We start from the raw sequence: 15,545 nt of genomic DNA on the forward strand, positions 1-15,545 counted from the left end.
GACGACCGCCAATCACGCTAACAGGTGAACTTCGTCAGCGAAGTGAAGTCACTCCATGTATCGACTGGCAAACGAAGATGAGCCGTTCTCGCAACGGTCGTGCCTGCTCAGCGAACTCGGCCTGCCGCCGGACGTACTCCGCGCGCCCCTCCGGCGTCTCGATCCTCACCGGGGGGTACCCGAGCCCGGCCAGGTCGTACGGGGAGGCCTGCATGTCGAGTTCGCGCACGTCAGCGGCCAGTTCGAAGCAGTCGGCGACGAGATCGGACGGCGTCGCCGGTTCCAGTTTATAGGCCCACTTGAACAGGTCCATGTTCGCGTGCAAGCACCCCGGCTGTTCGTTCAGCAACTGCTCGTCACGAGTCGGCTGCAGAGCGTTGCGCGGCCGGGCGGGTCGTGTGAAGAACCGGAAGGCGTCGAAGTGCCCGCACTGGATCCGGCTCGCCTCGACCACCTGGTCCGTGCCGCCGCTGCCGAGCCGGAGCGGCCACGCGTTGTGCCGGACCTCCTCCGGCTGCTGCCGGTAGACCATCGCCCACTCGTGCAGCCCGAAACAGCCGAGGCGGGCCGGCCTGCTCAGCGTCGCCGTGAGCAAGCCCTGGACGAACTCCAGCGTCTTCGCCCGCTGGCCCACGAAGCTCTCGACGTCGAGCGTGACGCCCTCGGGCGTGGCCTTGTAGTGCGGGAACTCCAGGTACTCCGCCGCGTCTTCGAGAACGACGCCGGGCCCTGGGTGCCAGCGTTCGAGCCGCACGGGCCGATGGCTGTAATACGTGAAGAGGAAGTCCATGACCGGGTGCTTCTCTTTGCGAAGCTTCCGCTCCTGATGCGGTCCCGTGAACCTGCGCATGCGCGCGACGTGCGCGTCGCGCAGTTCGTGCCATTCGGCTCGGGACAGGACCTCCACGGGCGATTACCGTACGCGAATGGTGAAGAGCCAAGCCTCCACGGTCGCCCAGTACCTCGCCGAACTGCCTGATGAGCAGCGTGCGGAGATGGAGGTGGTGCGCGACGTCGTCCTCGCCAACCTGCCCGACGGCTACGTCGAGATGATGGACTGGGGGCTGATCGTCTACGCGGTGCCGCTGGAGGTGAGCGGCCCGACCTACAACAAGAAGCCGCTGCTCTACGTCGCCCTGGGCGCCCAGAAGCGCTACTGCTCCGTTTACCTGACCACGGTGATGGAGGAGTTCGAGGAGTCGTTCCGCGCCCGGTGGGCGGAGACCGGCAAGAAGCTCGACATGGGCAAGGCCTGCGTGCGCTTCAAACGGGCCTCGGACCTGGCCCTGGACATCATCGGCGCCGAGGTGGCGCGCCTGCCGGTGGCCGAGTTCGTCGACTGGCACGCCGAGAACAGGGCTAGAGCGGCGGCACGAGCCCGCTGAACGTCCGCGCGCCGTTGCAGTGCGGGCACTCCCGCCCGTTGTCGACGGTCCGCGGCGCGCCACCGATGATCGCCAGCGTCGGTGCGGCGATGTAGCTCGCACCCCCGCACAGGTGGCAGACCGTGCGCGGCTCGGGCGTGACGGCGAAGAGGTCGTCCGGGTCTTCCTCGTCCTCGAAGTCGTCGTCCTCGGCGAACTCGTCCTCGTCGTCCTCACTCATGCCGCCCAACTTAGTGGGTCAGCTCCGCCGCACGAGTCAGTGACTCGGATGTGGCTTCCTCGCCACACGCCGTGCACACCACCCGCGGCTCCAGCACGGCACCGCACGAGTGCTCCCACACGAGGGGAAGGGCCCCCTCCGTCACGTACGTGTCGCCCCACTCCTTGAGCATGAGCATCACGTTGTGCAGCGCGCGCCCCGAGTCCGTGAGCAGGTACTCGTGCCGTGGCGGGTGCTCGGAGTACTGGTGCTTCTCCAGCACGCCGGCGGCGACCAGCTTCTTCAGCCGCACGGTCAGCACGTCCCGCGAGGCGCCGGTGTTCGCGGCGATCTGGTCGAAGCGGGTGACGCCGAGGAAGACCTCGCGCAAAGCCAGCAGCGACCAGCGTTCGCCCACGACTTCGAGTGCGTTCGCGATGGAGCAGCTTCGAGGTGCCATGTGACCATCCTATCAGTGAGTTGGAAAATCCAACTTACGTCGCTAATGTGAGTTGGGAAAGCCAACTTAGGAGGTAGGGGTCATGGACTTCAACGGTGCGGCAGTGCTGGTGACCGGAGCCAACCGCGGACTGGGCAGGGCGTTCGCCCAGGAGTTCGCGAAGCGCGGCGCGAAGGTCTACGCCGGTGCGCGCAACCCGGCGTCCGTCGTGGACGAGGGCGTCGTCCCGGTCCAGCTGGACGTGACCGACGACGCGTCCGTAGCGGCCGCGGCCAAGGAGCTCGGGGACGTCTCGATCGTCATCAACAACGCCGGCGTGCTCGTCGCGGGCGAGGACGTGGACAGCATCAAGGCGGAGTTCGAGGTCAACTTCTACGGCCTCGTCCGCACGACGGACGCGTTCGCGCCCGTCCTCAAGGCCAACGGCGGCGGCACCCTCGTCAACGTCCTGAGCATCCTCTCGTGGGTCGGCCGCCCGGCCTGGCGCGGCTACGCGGCGTCGAAGGCGGCGGGCTGGTCGCTCACGAAGTCGACGCGCGAAGACCTGCGGGAGCAGGGGACCAACGTCATCGGCGTGCACGTGGGCTTCATCGACACCGACATGACGGACGGCATCGACGCGCCCAAGATCGCGCCGGAGGACGTCGTCTCCCAGGTGCTGCAGGCGATCGAGAACGGTGACGAGGAAGTGCTCGCCGACGACCGCACTCGCGCGGTGAAGGCGTCGCTGGCCTCTTGAGGCGGACCGTTCCGTGGAGATCACGCCCGACGGTGACCTGCGGGATCGTCCGGCGACAGCGGCGGGCGGGGGACCCGGAAGCGAGATTCGCCTCAGCGTGTTCCGCGAGCCTCGTCCGGCGACAGCGGCGGGCCGAGGGCATCGGAGGCGGTGCCGCGGTGCGCCAAGTACAAGGGTGCTGCGGCGGCACCGCCTCCGGGGGCGCTCGCCCGTGTCACACCGAACGAACTCGCAGGACTCGGTCAGCGGCGCAGCTCCCACACGACGTCCACCCCGACGCGGTTGCCGATCGCGGGTTCGCGCGGCGGTGCGCGGCGATCGATCTCGGTGAACCCGAGCCGCCGCAGCCGTTCAACATCGCGAGGAGGGCGGGGCCTGACCTCGGTGTCCGGCTCGCACCACTCAGCGATGGCAGGAGTGCCGTTCGCCGCCCAAGGCATCCACAGCCGCAGGTGCGCAAGCGACTCCGTGATGGCCTGGAACAGCTCCGTCGAGTCGGCGTCAGTCAGTCTCCGGAGCTTCATACGTGACTTTGTAGCGCAGGTGAGTGACCGAAGTGCTCTCCACCACCGAGAGCGGGCCCTCCAGCGCGTATCCCTTGCCGGGCGCGAAGAACGGCGTGCCTCCGCCGAGGATCACCGGCACCAGGTCGAGGAAGATCTCGTCCACCAGGCCCGCGTCGACGGCCTGCCGTGCGATCTCGCCCGAGTTCAGGCCGACGGCCTTGTCGCCGGCGTGCTTCTGAGCCACCGCAACGGCTTCCTCGATGCCGCCGGTGACGAACGTGAAGTGTTCGTCGTCCTCCAACGGCCGGTGGGTGAGCACGACGGTGTGCACGCCCATCGGGTGCTGGCCGCCCCAGCCGTTCGTGAAGTCGTAGAGCTTGCGGCCCACGACCAACGCGCCGGTCGCCTGGATCAGTCCGCCGAAGTAGGCGGCACTGGCGGGCGTGAGGTTGACGGTCATAGCACCCGTCGGGACCGTGAACGCCACGTCGCCCGCCTCGTACCAGGCGAACAGCTTGTCGAAACCGGAGAAGTCCGGGCCCGAGACGTAGCCGTCGATCGAGGTGCTGGCGCCCGTGTAGACCTTGCTCATCTTCTGTGCCTCCCTGTGTCGTGTCCTTCACAGGTGCGTCGAACGCGCCGGCACCCGGATCGACACGGCCCCCGGCACCACATACCGGTTCAGCCGACGGGGTCGGGCAGCCTGGTGACCTCGTAGTCGCAGTCGAGGACGTCACCGGTCGCCGGGTCGCGCAGTTCGACGCGCCACCTCGACGCGAACTGGTCCACGCCGTGGTGCATCGGGATCGTGCCGGACAGCAGCACGGTGCCGGGCTCGAACTGCCCCAGTTCGCGCAGCCGCTCGACCCAGTACTGCGGGGTCAGCAGCTCGGCCAGGGTGCCGCGCTGGATCTCCACGCCGTCCGCCCACGCGGTGAGCTCGATCGAGTCGATCCGGTCCGCGACCTCGGACAGCCGCCACGCCCCGCGGCCCAGCACGTCCGGCCCGGCGTTCTTGCTCCACGCGACGCCGTGCACCTCCAGCGCGCGGTCCGTGTGGTCGCAGGCGACGGTCAGCAGGACGTCGTCCGAGGTCACGACGAGCGCCCACTCGGCCTCGCCGGAGGTCTTGCCGTGCTGCGCGGGGACCGACGAGGTCTGCTGCGCGAGGTACGGCGAGACCGGGTAGAGGCTCGGCGTCACGGACGGCGCCGGCACCCCCAGCTCAGCCAGTTCACGCACGTGAGCAGCCACGTCATCCTGGCTGCGACCTGCGTAGCCGCCGTTCAGCAAGGTCGTCACGGCGACCTCGGCGACGGAGCCGTCCGGAAGGTCGAACTGCAGCGTGGTGGCCTGTGTACGAACGGTAGACATGCGGTACTCCTTGCGCATACGAGTTGTATACAGGCAGTATTACAGCATGTCCGCTGCTACGACAACGACAGCCACAACAGAGGTGCCACGCTCCGCGCTCGTCAGGGCGTTCGTGGCCTCGCTCTCCGGTACCGCCCTGGAGTGGTACGACTTCGCGATCTACAACGTCGCCGCGGCCGTCGTGCTCGGCCCGTTGTTCTTCCCGAGCTCCGAACCGCTGACCGCGACGCTGCTCGCGTTCTCGACGTACGCGGTCGGCTACCTGTCCCGGCCGCTCGGCGGGTTCCTGTTCGGCCGGCTCGGCGACAAGATCGGCCGCAAACGCGTGCTCGTCACGACGTTGCTGATCACCGGTATCGCGACGCTGCTCATCGGCCTGTTGCCGACGCACGCCGCGATCGGTCCCGCGGCCGGTGTGCTGCTCGTGCTGCTGAGGTTCGCGCAGGGCGTCGGCCTCGGCGGCGAGTGGGGCGGCGCGGTGCTGCTGTCCAGTGAGTACGGCAACCCGGAGCAACGCGGTTTCTGGGCGTCGGCCGCCCAGATCGGCCCGCCCGCCGGCAACCTGATGGCCAACGGCGTGCTCGCTCTCCTCGGTGTCGCGCTGACGGACGAGGCGTTCATGTCGTGGGGCTGGCGCGTGGCGTTCCTGCTGTCCGCGGTGCTCGTGATCTTCGGACTCTGGATCCGCGTGAAGCTGGAGGAGACGCCGGTCTTCAAGGCGATCGAGGCGCGCGGCGACCGCCCGTCCGCGCCGATCAGCGAGGTGTTCCGCACGCAGACCCGGCCACTGGTCGCCGCCGTGCTGTGCCGCGTCGGCCCGGACGTGCTGTACGCGCTGCACACCGTCTTCGTGCTGACCTACCTCACGACCCAGCTGAAGCTGCCGCGCAACGTCGGCCTCGTCGCCGTGCTGATCGCCTCGGGCTTCCAGCTGTTCCTGATGCCGCTCGCCGGCTGGCTGTCGGACAAGGTCAACCGGCGCGGCCTCTACGCGGTGGCCGCGGTCTGCGGCGCGGTGTGGCCGTTCGTGCTGTTCCCGCTCATCGACACGAGGTCGTGGCCGCTGATCGTGCTCGGAGTCGTGGTGGGACTGGGCTTCCACGCGTTCATGTACGGGCCGCAGGCCGCGTTCATCGCCGAGCAGTTCACCGAACGCCTGCGCTACACCGGAAGCTCGCTCGCCTACACGCTGGCCGGTGTGATCGGCGGCGCCATCGCCCCGTTGCTCTTCACCGCACTGTTGGCCGGGTTCGGCACGTGGGTGGTCGTCGGCCTCTACGTCACCGTGGCGTGCGTGGTGACCCTCGTCGGCCTCTGGCTCGGCCGCGATCCTCAGCCGGAAGACGAGGTTCAGCCGTTGAGCAGCACCTTCAACGTGGTGTCCAAGTGAGCGGTGATCGCCGCGGTGGCCGCGCCGACGTCTCCGGACTCGAGCGCGGCCACGATCACGTCGTGCTCGTCGATCACGGCCTGCTGCCTGCCGTGCGCCCGGTACAAAGCGACCACCCCCGCGCGCACCTGCCGTGCGCGCAGCCCCTCGTAGGTCTTCGTCAACAGCTCGTTGCCCGTCGCGGCCACCAGCAGTGCGTGGAACTGCCTGTCGACGTCGATGAACTGCCGGGGGTCCTCGACCAGGAACCGCTGCTGCTCGATGAGCTCCTGCATCTGCCGCAGCGGAACGGTGCCCTCGCCCATCGTGCGCTCGGCGGCGTACCGCTCGACGACGCCGCGCAGCTCCATCAACTCGCTGATCTGCCGCGAGGACAGCGGCGCGACGTACGCACCCTTCTTCGGCACGAGCTGCACGAGGTCTTCGGCCGCGAGCAGCAGCAGGGCCTCGCGGATCGGCGTGCGGGAGACGCCGATCTGGTTGGCGACGTCCTGCTCGCTGATGAACCGGCCCTGCATCTCAGGGTCGGCGAGAATCGTGTCCTTGAGGAACTCGTAGGCCTTTTCTCTGCCAGACAAGCTGTCACTTTCTTTGCCCGCACCCTGCATACAACATGTATACCAGAGGAGGATCATGCGCTTCGCGTTGTGCCAGATCAGTTCCACGGCTGATCCGAGGGAGAACCTTGCCACCGTCCGCGCCGAAGTGGCGAGCGCTGCTGCGAACGGCGCACGCGTGGTGCAGTTCCCGGAAGCCACTCAGTGCCGCTTCGGCGTGCCACTGGAGCCGATCGCCGAACCTCTCGACGGCCCGTGGGCGACGGCGGTCCGCGAGATCGCCGACGAGCACGGCGTGGTGGTGGTCGCCGGCATGTTCACACCGGGCGAGGGGGACAGGGTCGCCAACACGACGCTCGTCACCGGTGCCGGCCTGCACCTCGGCTACGACAAGATGCACCTGTTCGACGCCTTCGGCTTCCGCGAGTCCGACACCGTCACCCCCGGCGAGAAGCCCGTGACGTTCGAGGTGGACGGCACCACGATCGGCCTCGCCACCTGCTACGACGTCCGGTTCCCCGAACTCTTCCGCGCCCTCGCCGGCACCGCGCCCGTCATCCTGCTCGGCGCGTCCTGGGGAGCGGGCCCCGGCAAGGCCGACCAGTGGGACCTCCTGGTCCGCGCCCGAGCCCTGGACGCGACCTCGTGGGTCCTCGCCTGCGGGCAGGCTGACCCGGACGCCGACCACGGTTCGGCGCCGACAGGAATCGGCCGCAGCTCGGTGGCCGACCCGCTCGGCACGGTGCGCGAGCGGCTCGGCGGCGCACCGGGCACCATCGTGTCCGATGTGGACGCTCACCTCGTCGAAGAGGTCCGCGCCAAGCTGCCCGTGCTGGCGAACCGGAGGCTGTGATGCGCGAGGAACACGAGTTCTTCCCGACCGGCGAACTCGAATGGCACCCGGCCGATCCGGGCATCACCGAACGGGTCCTGAGCCGCGACCCGGACACGTCGACTCTGACGAGGATCGCGCGCTGGGAACCGGGCCTCGAAACCGAGGGCGTGATCCGCCACGACTACCACGAGGAGGTCTACCTGCTGGAAGGCGACCTCACCGACCTGACGCTGGGCAGGACGTTCCACGCGGGCGACTTCGCGAGCCGGCGCCCGGGCATGCCCCACGGTCCATATAGGACGGACGCGGGCTGCGTGATGCTGGAGATCCGCACCGCGCCCTGGAAGCTCACGGCCCGAGCGGCGTCGAGCAGGACACCAACGACCTGCTCGACGAAGCTCTAGACCCAGCGCACGTGGGTGCCGTCGCGCACCGTGCCCACGTACTCCTCCAAAAGGTCCTCCATCGCCACGACACCGAGCACGGTGCCGTCCGCGCTCACCGCGCGCGCGAGGTGCGACTGGGCCCGGCGCAACGCGGTCAGCGCCTCGTCCAGGCGGGCGTCCGCGGGCACCTCGGGCAACCCGCGCACCCGGTCTCGTGGCACCGACGTCTCCGCGCCCTCCAGGTCCAGCACGTCCTTGACGTGCAGGTACCCGATCAGCCCGGCGTCGGCGAGCACGGGGAACCGCGAGAACCCGGTCTCCGCGACGGCGGCCTCGATCTCGCCCACGGTCGGCGACGCGGACACCGTTGTCAGCCTGTCCAGCGGAACGAGCACGTCGGCCACCGTGCGTGCGGCAGACGACAACGTCTGCGCCAGCCGGCGGTGTTCCGAGTCCTCGAGCAAGCCCTCTGACCGGGACTGGCCGATCAGCAACGCCAGTTCGTCCGGCGTGTAGGCCGATTCCAGCTCGTCGACCGGCTCGACGTCGAACCGGCGCAGCACCCACCGGCCCACGGCCGTGAACAGGGCCAGCGCCGGTGCGATCATCCGCGAGAACCCGTAGTGCACCGGGACCAGCCACACCGCGGCCCGTTCGGGACCGGCGATCGCCAGGTTCTTCGGCACCATCTCGCCGAGGATCGTGTGCAGCGCGACGACGATGACCAACGCCACCGCGAACGCCACACCGTGCACGACGGCCAACGGCAGCCCGACGGCGCTGAGGGGCCCCTCGAGAACGGAAGCCAGCGCGGGTTCGGCGATCGCACCGAGCCCGAGAGAGCACAACGTGATGCCCAGCTGCGCGCCCGCGATCAGCAACGGCAGCTGCTGCGACGCCTTGATCGCGGTGCGGGCCCGGGAAGACCCCTTGTCCGCCAGCGCCTCCAACCGGTCCCGGCGCGCGGTGATCACCGCGAACTCGGCACCGACGAAGAACGCGTTGCCCGCCAGCAGGAAGGCGATGATGAGGAAGTTCACGAGGACGACACCACCCGGAGCTCGGCCACGCGGTGCTTGTCCATCCGCATGACGGTCACCCTCCACCCGTCGACGCGAATCTCGTCGCCGACGTCCGGAATCCGGCCGAGCCGCGCCAGCACCAGGCCGGCCAGCGTCTCGTAGTCGCCCTCGGGCATCTGGAACCCGGTCGCGTCGGCCACCTCGTCGTCGCGCAGCAGCCCGGACACGATCCAGCTGTTCGACCCCAGCGACCGCACCGGCGCCGCCTCACCGCGGTCGTGCTCGTCGCGCACGTCGCCGACGATCTCCTCGACCACGTCCTCCAGCGTCACCATCCCGGCCGTGCCGCCGTACTCGTCGACGACCAGCGCCGTCTGCAGCCCGGACGCCCGCAGCCGGTCCAGCAGGGCATCGCCCTCCAGCGTCTCCGGCACCGAGTACACGGGCCGGGTCAACGCCGACAGTGGCGTGGACGTGCGCAGGGCGGCAGGCACCGCGAAGGCCTGCTTCACGTGCACGATGCCGCTCACCTCGTCCAGCGAGCCGTTGTGCACGGGAAACCGCGAGAAGCCGGTCTGTCGGGCCTTCATCACGAGGTCCGCCACCGTCGCGTCGCCGCGCAGCGCCTCGACCCGCACGCGTGGCGTCATCAGCTCGCCGGCCGTCCGGTCACCGAAGCGCAGCGACCGGTCCAGCAGCACCGCGGTGCCCTGGTCCAGCGTGCCGTGCTCGGCGGACGTGCGCACCAGCGCGCCCAGCTCCTCGGGTGACCGCGCGGACGCCAGCTCCTCGACCGGCTCGACGCCCAGGCGCCGGACCAGCCAGTTCGCGGAGTTGTTCATCCAGTTGATCAACCAGCGGAAGACCCTGGAGAACCCCGCCTGGATGCTGACCACGCTCCGCGCGGTCTCGAGCGGCTTCGCGATCGCCAGGTTCTTGGGCACGAGCTCGCCGAACACCATCGACAACGACGTGGCGATCGCCAGCGCCAGAGCCAGTGACAACCCGTCGGCCAGGGCTTCGGACGCGCCGAGCGCCGTGAGTCCGGGCTCGATCAGGTTCGCGATCGCGGGCTCCGCGATGTAACCGGTGATCAGCGTGGTCAGCGTGATGGCGAGCTGTGCGCCGGAGAGCTGGAACGAGAGAGTGCGATGCGCACGGTCGATGGTGTGCGCCTTGGCGTCGCCCACCTCGGCCACGTGACGTTCGACGGTGCTCCGTTCCAGCGCGGTCAGCGAGAACTCCGCCGCCACCGCGATGAAGGTGCCCGCGGTCAGTGCCACGACGGCGACCAGACCGAGCACGCTGAGAAGGATTCCGGTCACCTACGTGCTCCTGAACTGCAGGAACAAGGGACCGGGTTGGTATGCCAGCCGGGGCCAGACCCCATGGGGACGGCTCAACTCCTCATGACTAAGTACGTGAACAGCCAGGTGAGTCTAATTGTGGGCAGTCGAGGCCCGGAGCACCACCTCACCCGCCACCCGGACGGTGCGTGCCTCGTCACCCCCGGCGTCCAGCACGAGACCTGCGGCGATCTCGCCCATCTCCTCCAGCGGCAGTCGCACGGTGGACAGTGCCGGAACCGTGTCGCGCAGCGTCGGGATGTCGTCGAACCCGGCGATCGAGATGTCCTCCGGAATGCGCACGCCGCGTTCGCGCAGCGCGGCCATGGCCCCCATCGCCATGACGTCCGTCACGGCGAACACGCAGGTGGAGCGCGCTTTCGACGCCAGCAGTTCCATCGCGGCGCCGTACCCGCCGTCACGCGTGAAGGCGCCGTTGATCACCACGGGCGGTGCGATCCCGGCGTCGGCGAGGCCGGCCTTGAACCCCGCGAGCCTGTCGCGGGCCACCACGAGCTCGGAGGGACCACCCAACACGGCGAACTTCTTGTGGCCGAGCTCGGCCAGCGCACGGGCCAAGGCGCGACCACCCGCGCGGTTGCCGGGGACGACCGTGTCGGTGCCGAGCTTCGCCTGCGACACGCACGCGACACGCCCGCCCTGCTCGCTGAACGCGTCGATCTCGGCCGCCAGCCGGGACTGCGCGGCGCGGTCCGTGGTGCGCGACCCGGCCAGCACCACCGCACGGGCCCGATGCGCACGCAGGGTGGAGAGCAGCTCCGCCTCACGCTCGGGACGGCGTCCGGTCGTGCCGAGGACGACCGAGAGCCCGGCGGCCTCGGCGACCCGCGTCACCCCCGCCGCGATGCACGAGAAGTACGGGTCGGTGATGTCGTGGACCACCAGCCCGACCAGCGAGCTGGAGTTGCGGGCCAGCGCCTGCGCGGACGCGTTCGGCACGTAGCCGAGCTCCTCCGCGGTGCGCAGGACGCGCTCGCTCAGGTCCTCGCTCACCTGCCGCGTGCTGCCGTTGAGCACGCGAGAAGCGGTCGCCAACGACACACCCGCCTGCTTCGCCACCTCGGCGAGCGTCACCTGTCGGGCGGACACGACCACCTCCGTCAACCTGCATGTGAGCGCTGAGACTAACTCGCGAGGAGGTTGACGTCCGTCAAGCGCCGCGATTAGCGTGGCGGGAAAGCGCTTTCCAGCGCTGTTTCCAGGGAGGTGCGATGGCGGAACGGACCATTGGCGTGGCGGTCAACGGCGTCACCGGGCGGATGGGGTACCGCCAGCACCTGGTCCGTTCGCTGCTGCCGTTGCGCGACGAGGGCGTGCGGTTGCCGGACGGGACCGTGCTGAAGGTCGAACCGGTCCTCGTGGGCCGCAACGCCGACAAGCTCAAGGAGATCGCCGAGCGCCACGACCTCGCGCGCTGGACGACGGACCTCGACAGCGCGCTCGCCGACCCGACGGTCGAGATCTACTTCGACTCGCAGGTCACGTCGAAGCACGTCGAGTCGATCACGAAGGCGATCGAGGCGGGCAAGCACGTCTACACCGAGAAGCCGGTCAGCGAGACGGTCGAGGAGGCGCTGGGGCTCGCGCGGCTGGCCGAGGCCAGGGGCGTGAAGCACGGCGTGGTGGCGGACAAGCTGTACCTGCCGGGCATCCGCAAGCTCAAGCGGCTGATCGACGGCGGCTTCTTCGGCCGGATCCTCAGCGTGCGCGGCGAGTTCGGCTACTGGGTCTTCGAGGGCGACTGGCAGTCCGCGCAGCGCCCGAGCTGGAACTACCGGGCCGAGGACGGCGGCGGCATCGTCTCGGACATGTTCTGCCACTGGAGCTACCTGCTGCACGACCTGTTCGGCCGGGTCGAGGCCGTCACCGCGAAGGCCGTGACGCACATCCCGACCCGGTGGGACGAGCAGGACAACGCCTACGAGGCGACCGCGGACGACGCCGCGTACGGGATCTTCGAGATCGCGAACGGCGTCATCGCCCAGATCAACTCGTCCTGGTGCGTGCGGGTGCGCCGCGACGAGCTCGTCGAGTTCCAAGTGGACGGCACCGAGGGGAGTGCGGTCGCGGGGCTGCGCGAGTGTTTCGTGCAGCCCCGCGCCGTCACGCCGAAACCCGTGTGGAACCCGGACCTCCCGGTCACGCACCCGTTCCGCGACCAGTGGCAGCAGGTGCCGGACAACGAGGAGTTCGACAACGGCTTCAAGGTGCAGTGGGCGGAGTTCCTGCGCCACGTCTACGGGGACGCGCCGTTCCCGCACGACTTCCGCGCCGGGGCACGGGGCGTCGCGCTGGCGGCGGCCGGTCTGCGGTCCTCTTCGGAGGGTCGCAGGGTGGAGATCGCCGATGTCTGAACGAGATCAGTTCAACCGCATCGTGTTCGCGGCCGCACACGTCGTGGCCCAGGACGAACGCACGGTCGACTGGGACGCCACCCTGGCGTTCCGGCACCACCTCTGGTCGCACGGCCTGGGTGTCGCGGAGGCCATGGACACCGCGCAACGCGGCATGGGCCTGGACTGGCCGACGGCGGCCGAGCTCATCCGCCGCAGCGCCGCCGAGAAGACGGGACGGATCTGCGCCGGTGTCGCGACCGACCAGCTGACCGGTGGGGCAAGCCTCGACGAGGTCCTGAACGCCTACCTGGAACAGCTCGACGTCGTCCAGGAGGCCGGCGCCCAGCCCGTCCTGATGTGCTCACGCCAGCTCGCTGCGGCGGCACGCGGTCCCGAGGACTACGAGAAGGTCTACGGCACGCTGCTCGACCGCGTCAGCGAACCGGTGGTGCTGCACTGGCTCGGCACCGCGTTCGACCCGCGGCTGGAGGGGTACTGGGGCTCGGCCGACGTTCCCCGGGCAACGCGGAACTTCCTGGAGATCATCCGCTCGCGGCCGGACAAGGTCGACGGCGTGAAGGTCTCGCTGCTCGACGCTGCCCACGAGATCGGGCTGCGGCGCGCGCTGCCGGACGGCGTCCGCTGCTACACCGGCGACGACTTCCACTACCCGGAGCTGATCGCCGGCGACGAGCAGGGCCACAGCCACGCTTTGCTCGGCATCTTCGACCCGATCGCACCGGTGGCGGCGAAGGCACTCGCGAAGCTGGCGGAGGGCGACGCCGACGAGTTCCACCGGATCATGGCGCCGACGGTTCCGTTGTCCCGCCATCTGTTCAGCGCGCCGACTTACCACTACAAAACGGGCGTCGTGTTCCTGGCGTGGCTCGCCGGGCACCAGGAACGGTTCCAGCTCCTCGGTGGTCTGGAATCCGCGCGCGGCATCGAGCACCTGGCCGAGGCGAAACGCCTCGCGGAGATCGCCGGCGTGGTCGAACCGGAGTTCGCGGAACGGCGGTGGAGCGAATGGCTCGCCTCTCGCTGAACCAGGCCACGATCAAACGCGCCACGGTCGCCGAAGCCGTCGACGGCTGTGCGCGGCACGGCGTCGAGTCGATCGGGCTGTGGCGCGAGCCGGTCGCCGACCACGGCCTGGAACGCACCGCCAAGATCGTCCAGGACGCCGGGCTGCGCGTGTCGTCGTTGTGCCGCGGCGGGTTCCTCACGGCCGTGGACAACCGGGCCGCGCTCGACGACAACCGCCGCGCCATCGACGAGGCGGCGGCGTTGCGGACTGACACGCTGGTCATGGTCGTCGGGGGAGTGGCGGGCGACAAGGACCTGATCGGCGCACGTCAGCGCGTCGCCGACGCCATCGCCGAGCTGTCGGTGTACGCGGCTCAGGCGGGCGTGGTGCTGGCGCTGGAACCGATGCACCCGGTGTTCTGCGCGGATCGCGGCGTGCTGTCGACGCTGTCCCAGGCGCTCGACATCGCCGAACGGCACGAGTCGGTCGGCGTCGTCGTGGACGCGCTGCACGTGTGGTGGGACCCGGCCGTGGACGAGCAGATCGCCCGCGCGGGACGGCTCATCGCGTCGTACCAGGTGTGCGACTGGCTCACGCCCGTGCCCGCCGACGTGCTGCTCGGACGCGGTTATCCCGGTGACGGTGACATCGACCTGGACCGGCTGACCCGGCAGGTCGCGGCGACCGGGTACGCGGGTGACGTCGAGGTGGAGATCTTCAACGCGGCCATCTGGGCGGCGGACTTCGACGAGGTCATCGGGGAGGTGACGCGCAGGTACCACGACGTTGTGGAACCGGCGCTGTGACTCCCGCGCGGGGAAGCCGGTCGTCGACGGCGGCGACGACCGACCCCGGCGAAGCTGTCTGTATATCCGAAACCGGTGCCGATTGCCCGGGGTTTCAGAGAAATCTCAGCAAAATCAGCCGCCGTTGAAGAACCTGTAGACCTTCGCACGGTGCTTCGGACGCGTGGTCGTGATCTTGATGACGGCGTCGAACAGGGACCGCCCGAGCTCCGCGCGGGCCGCGACGGCCGGGTGCGTGGTGCTGAAGTCCTCGTCGTTCACGGCCTTGTCGCCGGAGAACTCGCCGGACGCGAACATCGAGTAGATCAGGATCGCCCGGCTGTCCGCGCTGAACATGATCCCGGCCTCGTTGCGGCCGTCCTCGAACCAACCGGCCTTCGTGGCGACGCGCAGGCGCTCGTTCGTCGTCAGGTTGAGCCGCACGCCGTCGGTGAAGCTGGCCGTGGCGCGCAGGATGTTCAGCAGGTACGCGGTGGACGCGGCCGAGAGCAGCTGGCCGTCGACCAGCTTCTGCAGCAACGTGTGCGTCTCGCGCGCCGTCGTCGTGCCGAGGAAGAACCGGTTCGGGTTCGCGACCGGGACGACCTGGGTGTGCACGAAGCCCTTGGAGCGCAAGATCTCGTTGAGCTCCAGCGCCGGCACGACCAGGCCGCACAGGCGGACCGCGGTGTTGTCCGACACGGTCAGCAGGTTCGCGAGCGCGTGGCCGACCGTGACCTCGCTCGGGTACGCGCCGTCGAGCGCGAAGATGCCGTCGGTGTCCTGGATGACGATGGCGGACGACACCGTGACCGTCTGGTCGAGCTTGATCAGCCCGCGGTCCACCTTGTCCAGCACGGCGACGGCGACGGCGATCTTGTTGACGCTGTAGGCCTCGACGACCTCGTCCGCGTTCTCGTCGACGGCGGGCTTCGTCGTGCCGTCCAGGTCGGCGACCGTGATCAGCGACGACCAGCTGCCTCTCGCCTTGCGGGTCTGCCGCTTGTAGATCTGGGCCACGCGCTTGCGCGACCGGTCGGCCGTCGCCGGGGAGCGTTCGATCTCTACCTCCGCGTCTTCCTGTGCCTGCGCTGCACCGTTGGAGCCGAGCACGGCCGTCGCGGCCGCGACGGTTCCCAGCCCGAACACGGACCTGCGGTTCAAAGTCATGGGCGAC

Annotated in this window: 19 protein-coding genes; 8 read left to right on the top strand and 11 right to left on the bottom strand. The window is 69.4% G+C overall.

Annotated features, from left to right (window positions below; all coding sequences use genetic code 11):
- Positions 1–34 precede the first annotated feature (34 nt).
- Positions 35–850 carry a 3-methyladenine DNA glycosylase gene (locus DFR72_RS40320; RefSeq protein ID WP_245983881.1) on the bottom strand — a complete coding sequence of 272 codons (816 nt, stop codon included), beginning with the start codon at positions 848–850 and terminating at the stop codon, positions 35–37.
- A gap of 76 nt (positions 851–926) precedes the next feature.
- Between DFR72_RS40320 and DFR72_RS40325 the strand changes: the two genes are divergently transcribed.
- Positions 927–1,385 (top strand): DUF1801 domain-containing protein, encoded by a 459-nt coding sequence (locus DFR72_RS40325; protein ID WP_090072384.1) that lies wholly within the window; start codon positions 927–929, stop codon positions 1,383–1,385.
- Here the strand turns inward: DFR72_RS40325 and DFR72_RS40330 are convergent.
- Positions 1,360–1,605 (bottom strand): hypothetical protein, encoded by a 246-nt coding sequence (locus DFR72_RS40330; protein ID WP_143086981.1) that lies wholly within the window; start codon positions 1,603–1,605, stop codon positions 1,360–1,362. The two genes, DFR72_RS40325 and DFR72_RS40330, sit on opposite strands and share 26 nt — an antisense overlap.
- A gap of 10 nt (positions 1,606–1,615) precedes the next feature.
- Positions 1,616–2,044 (bottom strand): winged helix-turn-helix transcriptional regulator, encoded by a 429-nt coding sequence (locus tag DFR72_RS40335; protein WP_090072389.1) that lies wholly within the window; start codon positions 2,042–2,044, stop codon positions 1,616–1,618.
- 82 nt (positions 2,045–2,126) lie between these two features.
- Between DFR72_RS40335 and DFR72_RS40340 the strand changes: the two genes are divergently transcribed.
- On the top strand, positions 2,127–2,783 hold the full coding sequence (locus tag DFR72_RS40340) for an SDR family oxidoreductase (protein ID WP_090072392.1): 657 nt from the start codon (positions 2,127–2,129) through the stop codon (positions 2,781–2,783).
- A 242-nt stretch (positions 2,784–3,025) separates the two neighbouring features.
- On the opposite strand, the gene DFR72_RS46560 is transcribed toward DFR72_RS40340, so the two are convergent.
- The 3 genes from DFR72_RS46560 to DFR72_RS40355 all read right to left on the bottom strand — a co-directional run bounded on the left by DFR72_RS46560 (position 3,026) and on the right by DFR72_RS40355 (position 4,663).
- Entirely contained in the window at positions 3,026–3,307 is a 282-nt protein-coding gene (locus DFR72_RS46560; protein ID WP_090072395.1) for a hypothetical protein, read from the bottom strand.
- Positions 3,285–3,881, bottom strand: a complete 597-nt coding sequence (locus DFR72_RS40350; RefSeq protein ID WP_090072397.1) for a dihydrofolate reductase family protein — start codon at positions 3,879–3,881, stop codon at positions 3,285–3,287. The genes DFR72_RS46560 and DFR72_RS40350 overlap by 23 nt, the downstream gene beginning before the upstream one ends.
- Before the next feature lie 89 nt (positions 3,882–3,970).
- Entirely contained in the window at positions 3,971–4,663 is a 693-nt protein-coding gene (locus DFR72_RS40355) for a DUF2848 domain-containing protein (protein WP_090072693.1), read from the bottom strand.
- A 46-nt stretch (positions 4,664–4,709) separates the two neighbouring features.
- Here DFR72_RS40355 and DFR72_RS40360 point away from each other — a divergent pair, with 46 nt between their 5' ends.
- The gene (locus tag DFR72_RS40360) at positions 4,710–6,053 is read left to right on the top strand and encodes an MFS transporter (RefSeq protein ID WP_090072399.1); all 1,344 of its coding nucleotides are present in this window, start codon (positions 4,710–4,712) and stop codon (positions 6,051–6,053) included.
- Here the strand turns inward: DFR72_RS40360 and DFR72_RS40365 are convergent.
- Positions 6,014–6,631 carry a GntR family transcriptional regulator gene (locus DFR72_RS40365; protein ID WP_245983861.1) on the bottom strand — a complete coding sequence of 206 codons (618 nt, stop codon included), beginning with the start codon at positions 6,629–6,631 and terminating at the stop codon, positions 6,014–6,016. The genes DFR72_RS40360 and DFR72_RS40365 overlap by 40 nt on opposite strands.
- 55 nt (positions 6,632–6,686) lie before the next feature.
- Here DFR72_RS40365 and DFR72_RS40370 point away from each other — a divergent pair, with 55 nt between their 5' ends.
- Positions 6,687–7,463, top strand: a complete 777-nt coding sequence (locus tag DFR72_RS40370) for a carbon-nitrogen hydrolase family protein (RefSeq protein WP_090072403.1) — start codon at positions 6,687–6,689, stop codon at positions 7,461–7,463.
- Positions 7,463–7,849 carry a cupin domain-containing protein gene (locus DFR72_RS40375; protein ID WP_211335713.1) on the top strand — a complete coding sequence of 129 codons (387 nt, stop codon included), beginning with the start codon at positions 7,463–7,465 and terminating at the stop codon, positions 7,847–7,849. Before DFR72_RS40370 ends, DFR72_RS40375 begins: the two co-directional genes overlap by 1 nt.
- Here the strand turns inward: DFR72_RS40375 and DFR72_RS40380 are convergent.
- From DFR72_RS40380 to DFR72_RS40390, 3 genes are all read right to left on the bottom strand, one after another.
- Entirely contained in the window at positions 7,846–8,871 is a 1,026-nt protein-coding gene (locus DFR72_RS40380) for a hemolysin family protein (protein ID WP_090072407.1), read from the bottom strand. The genes DFR72_RS40375 and DFR72_RS40380 overlap by 4 nt on opposite strands.
- Positions 8,868–10,178, bottom strand: coding sequence for a hemolysin family protein (locus DFR72_RS40385; protein ID WP_090072411.1), 1,311 nt, complete (start codon positions 10,176–10,178; stop codon positions 8,868–8,870). The genes DFR72_RS40380 and DFR72_RS40385 overlap by 4 nt, the downstream gene beginning before the upstream one ends.
- Before the next feature lie 114 nt (positions 10,179–10,292).
- A complete protein-coding gene (locus DFR72_RS40390; protein ID WP_090072694.1) occupies positions 10,293–11,309 on the bottom strand; it encodes a LacI family DNA-binding transcriptional regulator in 1,017 nt (338 codons plus the stop codon).
- A 122-nt stretch (positions 11,310–11,431) separates the two neighbouring features.
- On the opposite strand from DFR72_RS40390, the gene DFR72_RS40395 reads away from it, so the two are divergent.
- The 3 genes from DFR72_RS40395 to DFR72_RS40405 are packed head-to-tail and all read left to right on the top strand — an operon-like array spanning position 11,432 to position 14,389.
- Positions 11,432–12,574: a Gfo/Idh/MocA family protein gene (locus DFR72_RS40395; protein ID WP_090072413.1), complete on the top strand. Its 1,143-nt coding sequence runs from the start codon at positions 11,432–11,434 to the stop codon at positions 12,572–12,574.
- On the top strand, positions 12,567–13,601 hold the full coding sequence (locus DFR72_RS40400) for a dihydrodipicolinate synthase family protein (protein WP_090072415.1): 1,035 nt from the start codon (positions 12,567–12,569) through the stop codon (positions 13,599–13,601). Before DFR72_RS40395 ends, DFR72_RS40400 begins: the two co-directional genes overlap by 8 nt.
- Positions 13,583–14,389 (top strand): sugar phosphate isomerase/epimerase family protein, encoded by an 807-nt coding sequence (locus DFR72_RS40405; RefSeq protein ID WP_090072417.1) that lies wholly within the window; start codon positions 13,583–13,585, stop codon positions 14,387–14,389. The genes DFR72_RS40400 and DFR72_RS40405 overlap by 19 nt, the downstream gene beginning before the upstream one ends.
- A 114-nt stretch (positions 14,390–14,503) precedes the next feature.
- On the opposite strand, the gene DFR72_RS40410 is transcribed toward DFR72_RS40405, so the two are convergent.
- Positions 14,504–15,538: a serine hydrolase gene (locus tag DFR72_RS40410; protein WP_211335715.1), complete on the bottom strand. Its 1,035-nt coding sequence runs from the start codon at positions 15,536–15,538 to the stop codon at positions 14,504–14,506.
- Positions 15,539–15,545 lie beyond the last annotated feature (7 nt).

The sequence above is a fragment of the Lentzea flaviverrucosa genome, assembly GCF_003350445.1.
Lineage (GTDB): Bacteria > Actinomycetota > Actinomycetes > Mycobacteriales > Pseudonocardiaceae > Lentzea > Lentzea californiensis.

What these genes read in the sequence shown, in the direction of transcription:
- DFR72_RS40355 (WP_090072693.1), bottom strand. Translation starts at nt 4,663, where the DNA reads ATGTCTACCGTTCGTACACAGGCCACCACGCTGCAGTTCGACCTTCCG.
- DFR72_RS40405 (WP_090072417.1), top strand. Translation starts at nt 13,583, where the DNA reads ATGGCTCGCCTCTCGCTGAACCAGGCCACGATCAAACGCGCCACGGTC.
- DFR72_RS40350 (WP_090072397.1), bottom strand. Translation starts at nt 3,881, where the DNA reads ATGAGCAAGGTCTACACGGGCGCCAGCACCTCGATCGACGGCTACGTC.
- DFR72_RS40320 (WP_245983881.1), bottom strand. Translation starts at nt 850, where the DNA reads ATGCGCAGGTTCACGGGACCGCATCAGGAGCGGAAGCTTCGCAAAGAG.
- DFR72_RS40330 (WP_143086981.1), bottom strand. Translation starts at nt 1,605, where the DNA reads ATGAGTGAGGACGACGAGGACGAGTTCGCCGAGGACGACGACTTCGAG.
- DFR72_RS40360 (WP_090072399.1), top strand. Translation starts at nt 4,710, where the DNA reads ATGTCCGCTGCTACGACAACGACAGCCACAACAGAGGTGCCACGCTCC.
- DFR72_RS40325 (WP_090072384.1), top strand. Translation starts at nt 927, where the DNA reads ATGGTGAAGAGCCAAGCCTCCACGGTCGCCCAGTACCTCGCCGAACTG.
- DFR72_RS46560 (WP_090072395.1), bottom strand. Translation starts at nt 3,307, where the DNA reads ATGAAGCTCCGGAGACTGACTGACGCCGACTCGACGGAGCTGTTCCAG.
- DFR72_RS40395 (WP_090072413.1), top strand. Translation starts at nt 11,432, where the DNA reads ATGGCGGAACGGACCATTGGCGTGGCGGTCAACGGCGTCACCGGGCGG.
- DFR72_RS40410 (WP_211335715.1), bottom strand. Translation starts at nt 15,538, where the DNA reads ATGACTTTGAACCGCAGGTCCGTGTTCGGGCTGGGAACCGTCGCGGCC.
- DFR72_RS40400 (WP_090072415.1), top strand. Translation starts at nt 12,567, where the DNA reads ATGTCTGAACGAGATCAGTTCAACCGCATCGTGTTCGCGGCCGCACAC.
- DFR72_RS40340 (WP_090072392.1), top strand. Translation starts at nt 2,127, where the DNA reads ATGGACTTCAACGGTGCGGCAGTGCTGGTGACCGGAGCCAACCGCGGA.
- DFR72_RS40335 (WP_090072389.1), bottom strand. Translation starts at nt 2,044, where the DNA reads ATGGCACCTCGAAGCTGCTCCATCGCGAACGCACTCGAAGTCGTGGGC.
- DFR72_RS40375 (WP_211335713.1), top strand. Translation starts at nt 7,463, where the DNA reads ATGCGCGAGGAACACGAGTTCTTCCCGACCGGCGAACTCGAATGGCAC.
- DFR72_RS40370 (WP_090072403.1), top strand. Translation starts at nt 6,687, where the DNA reads ATGCGCTTCGCGTTGTGCCAGATCAGTTCCACGGCTGATCCGAGGGAG.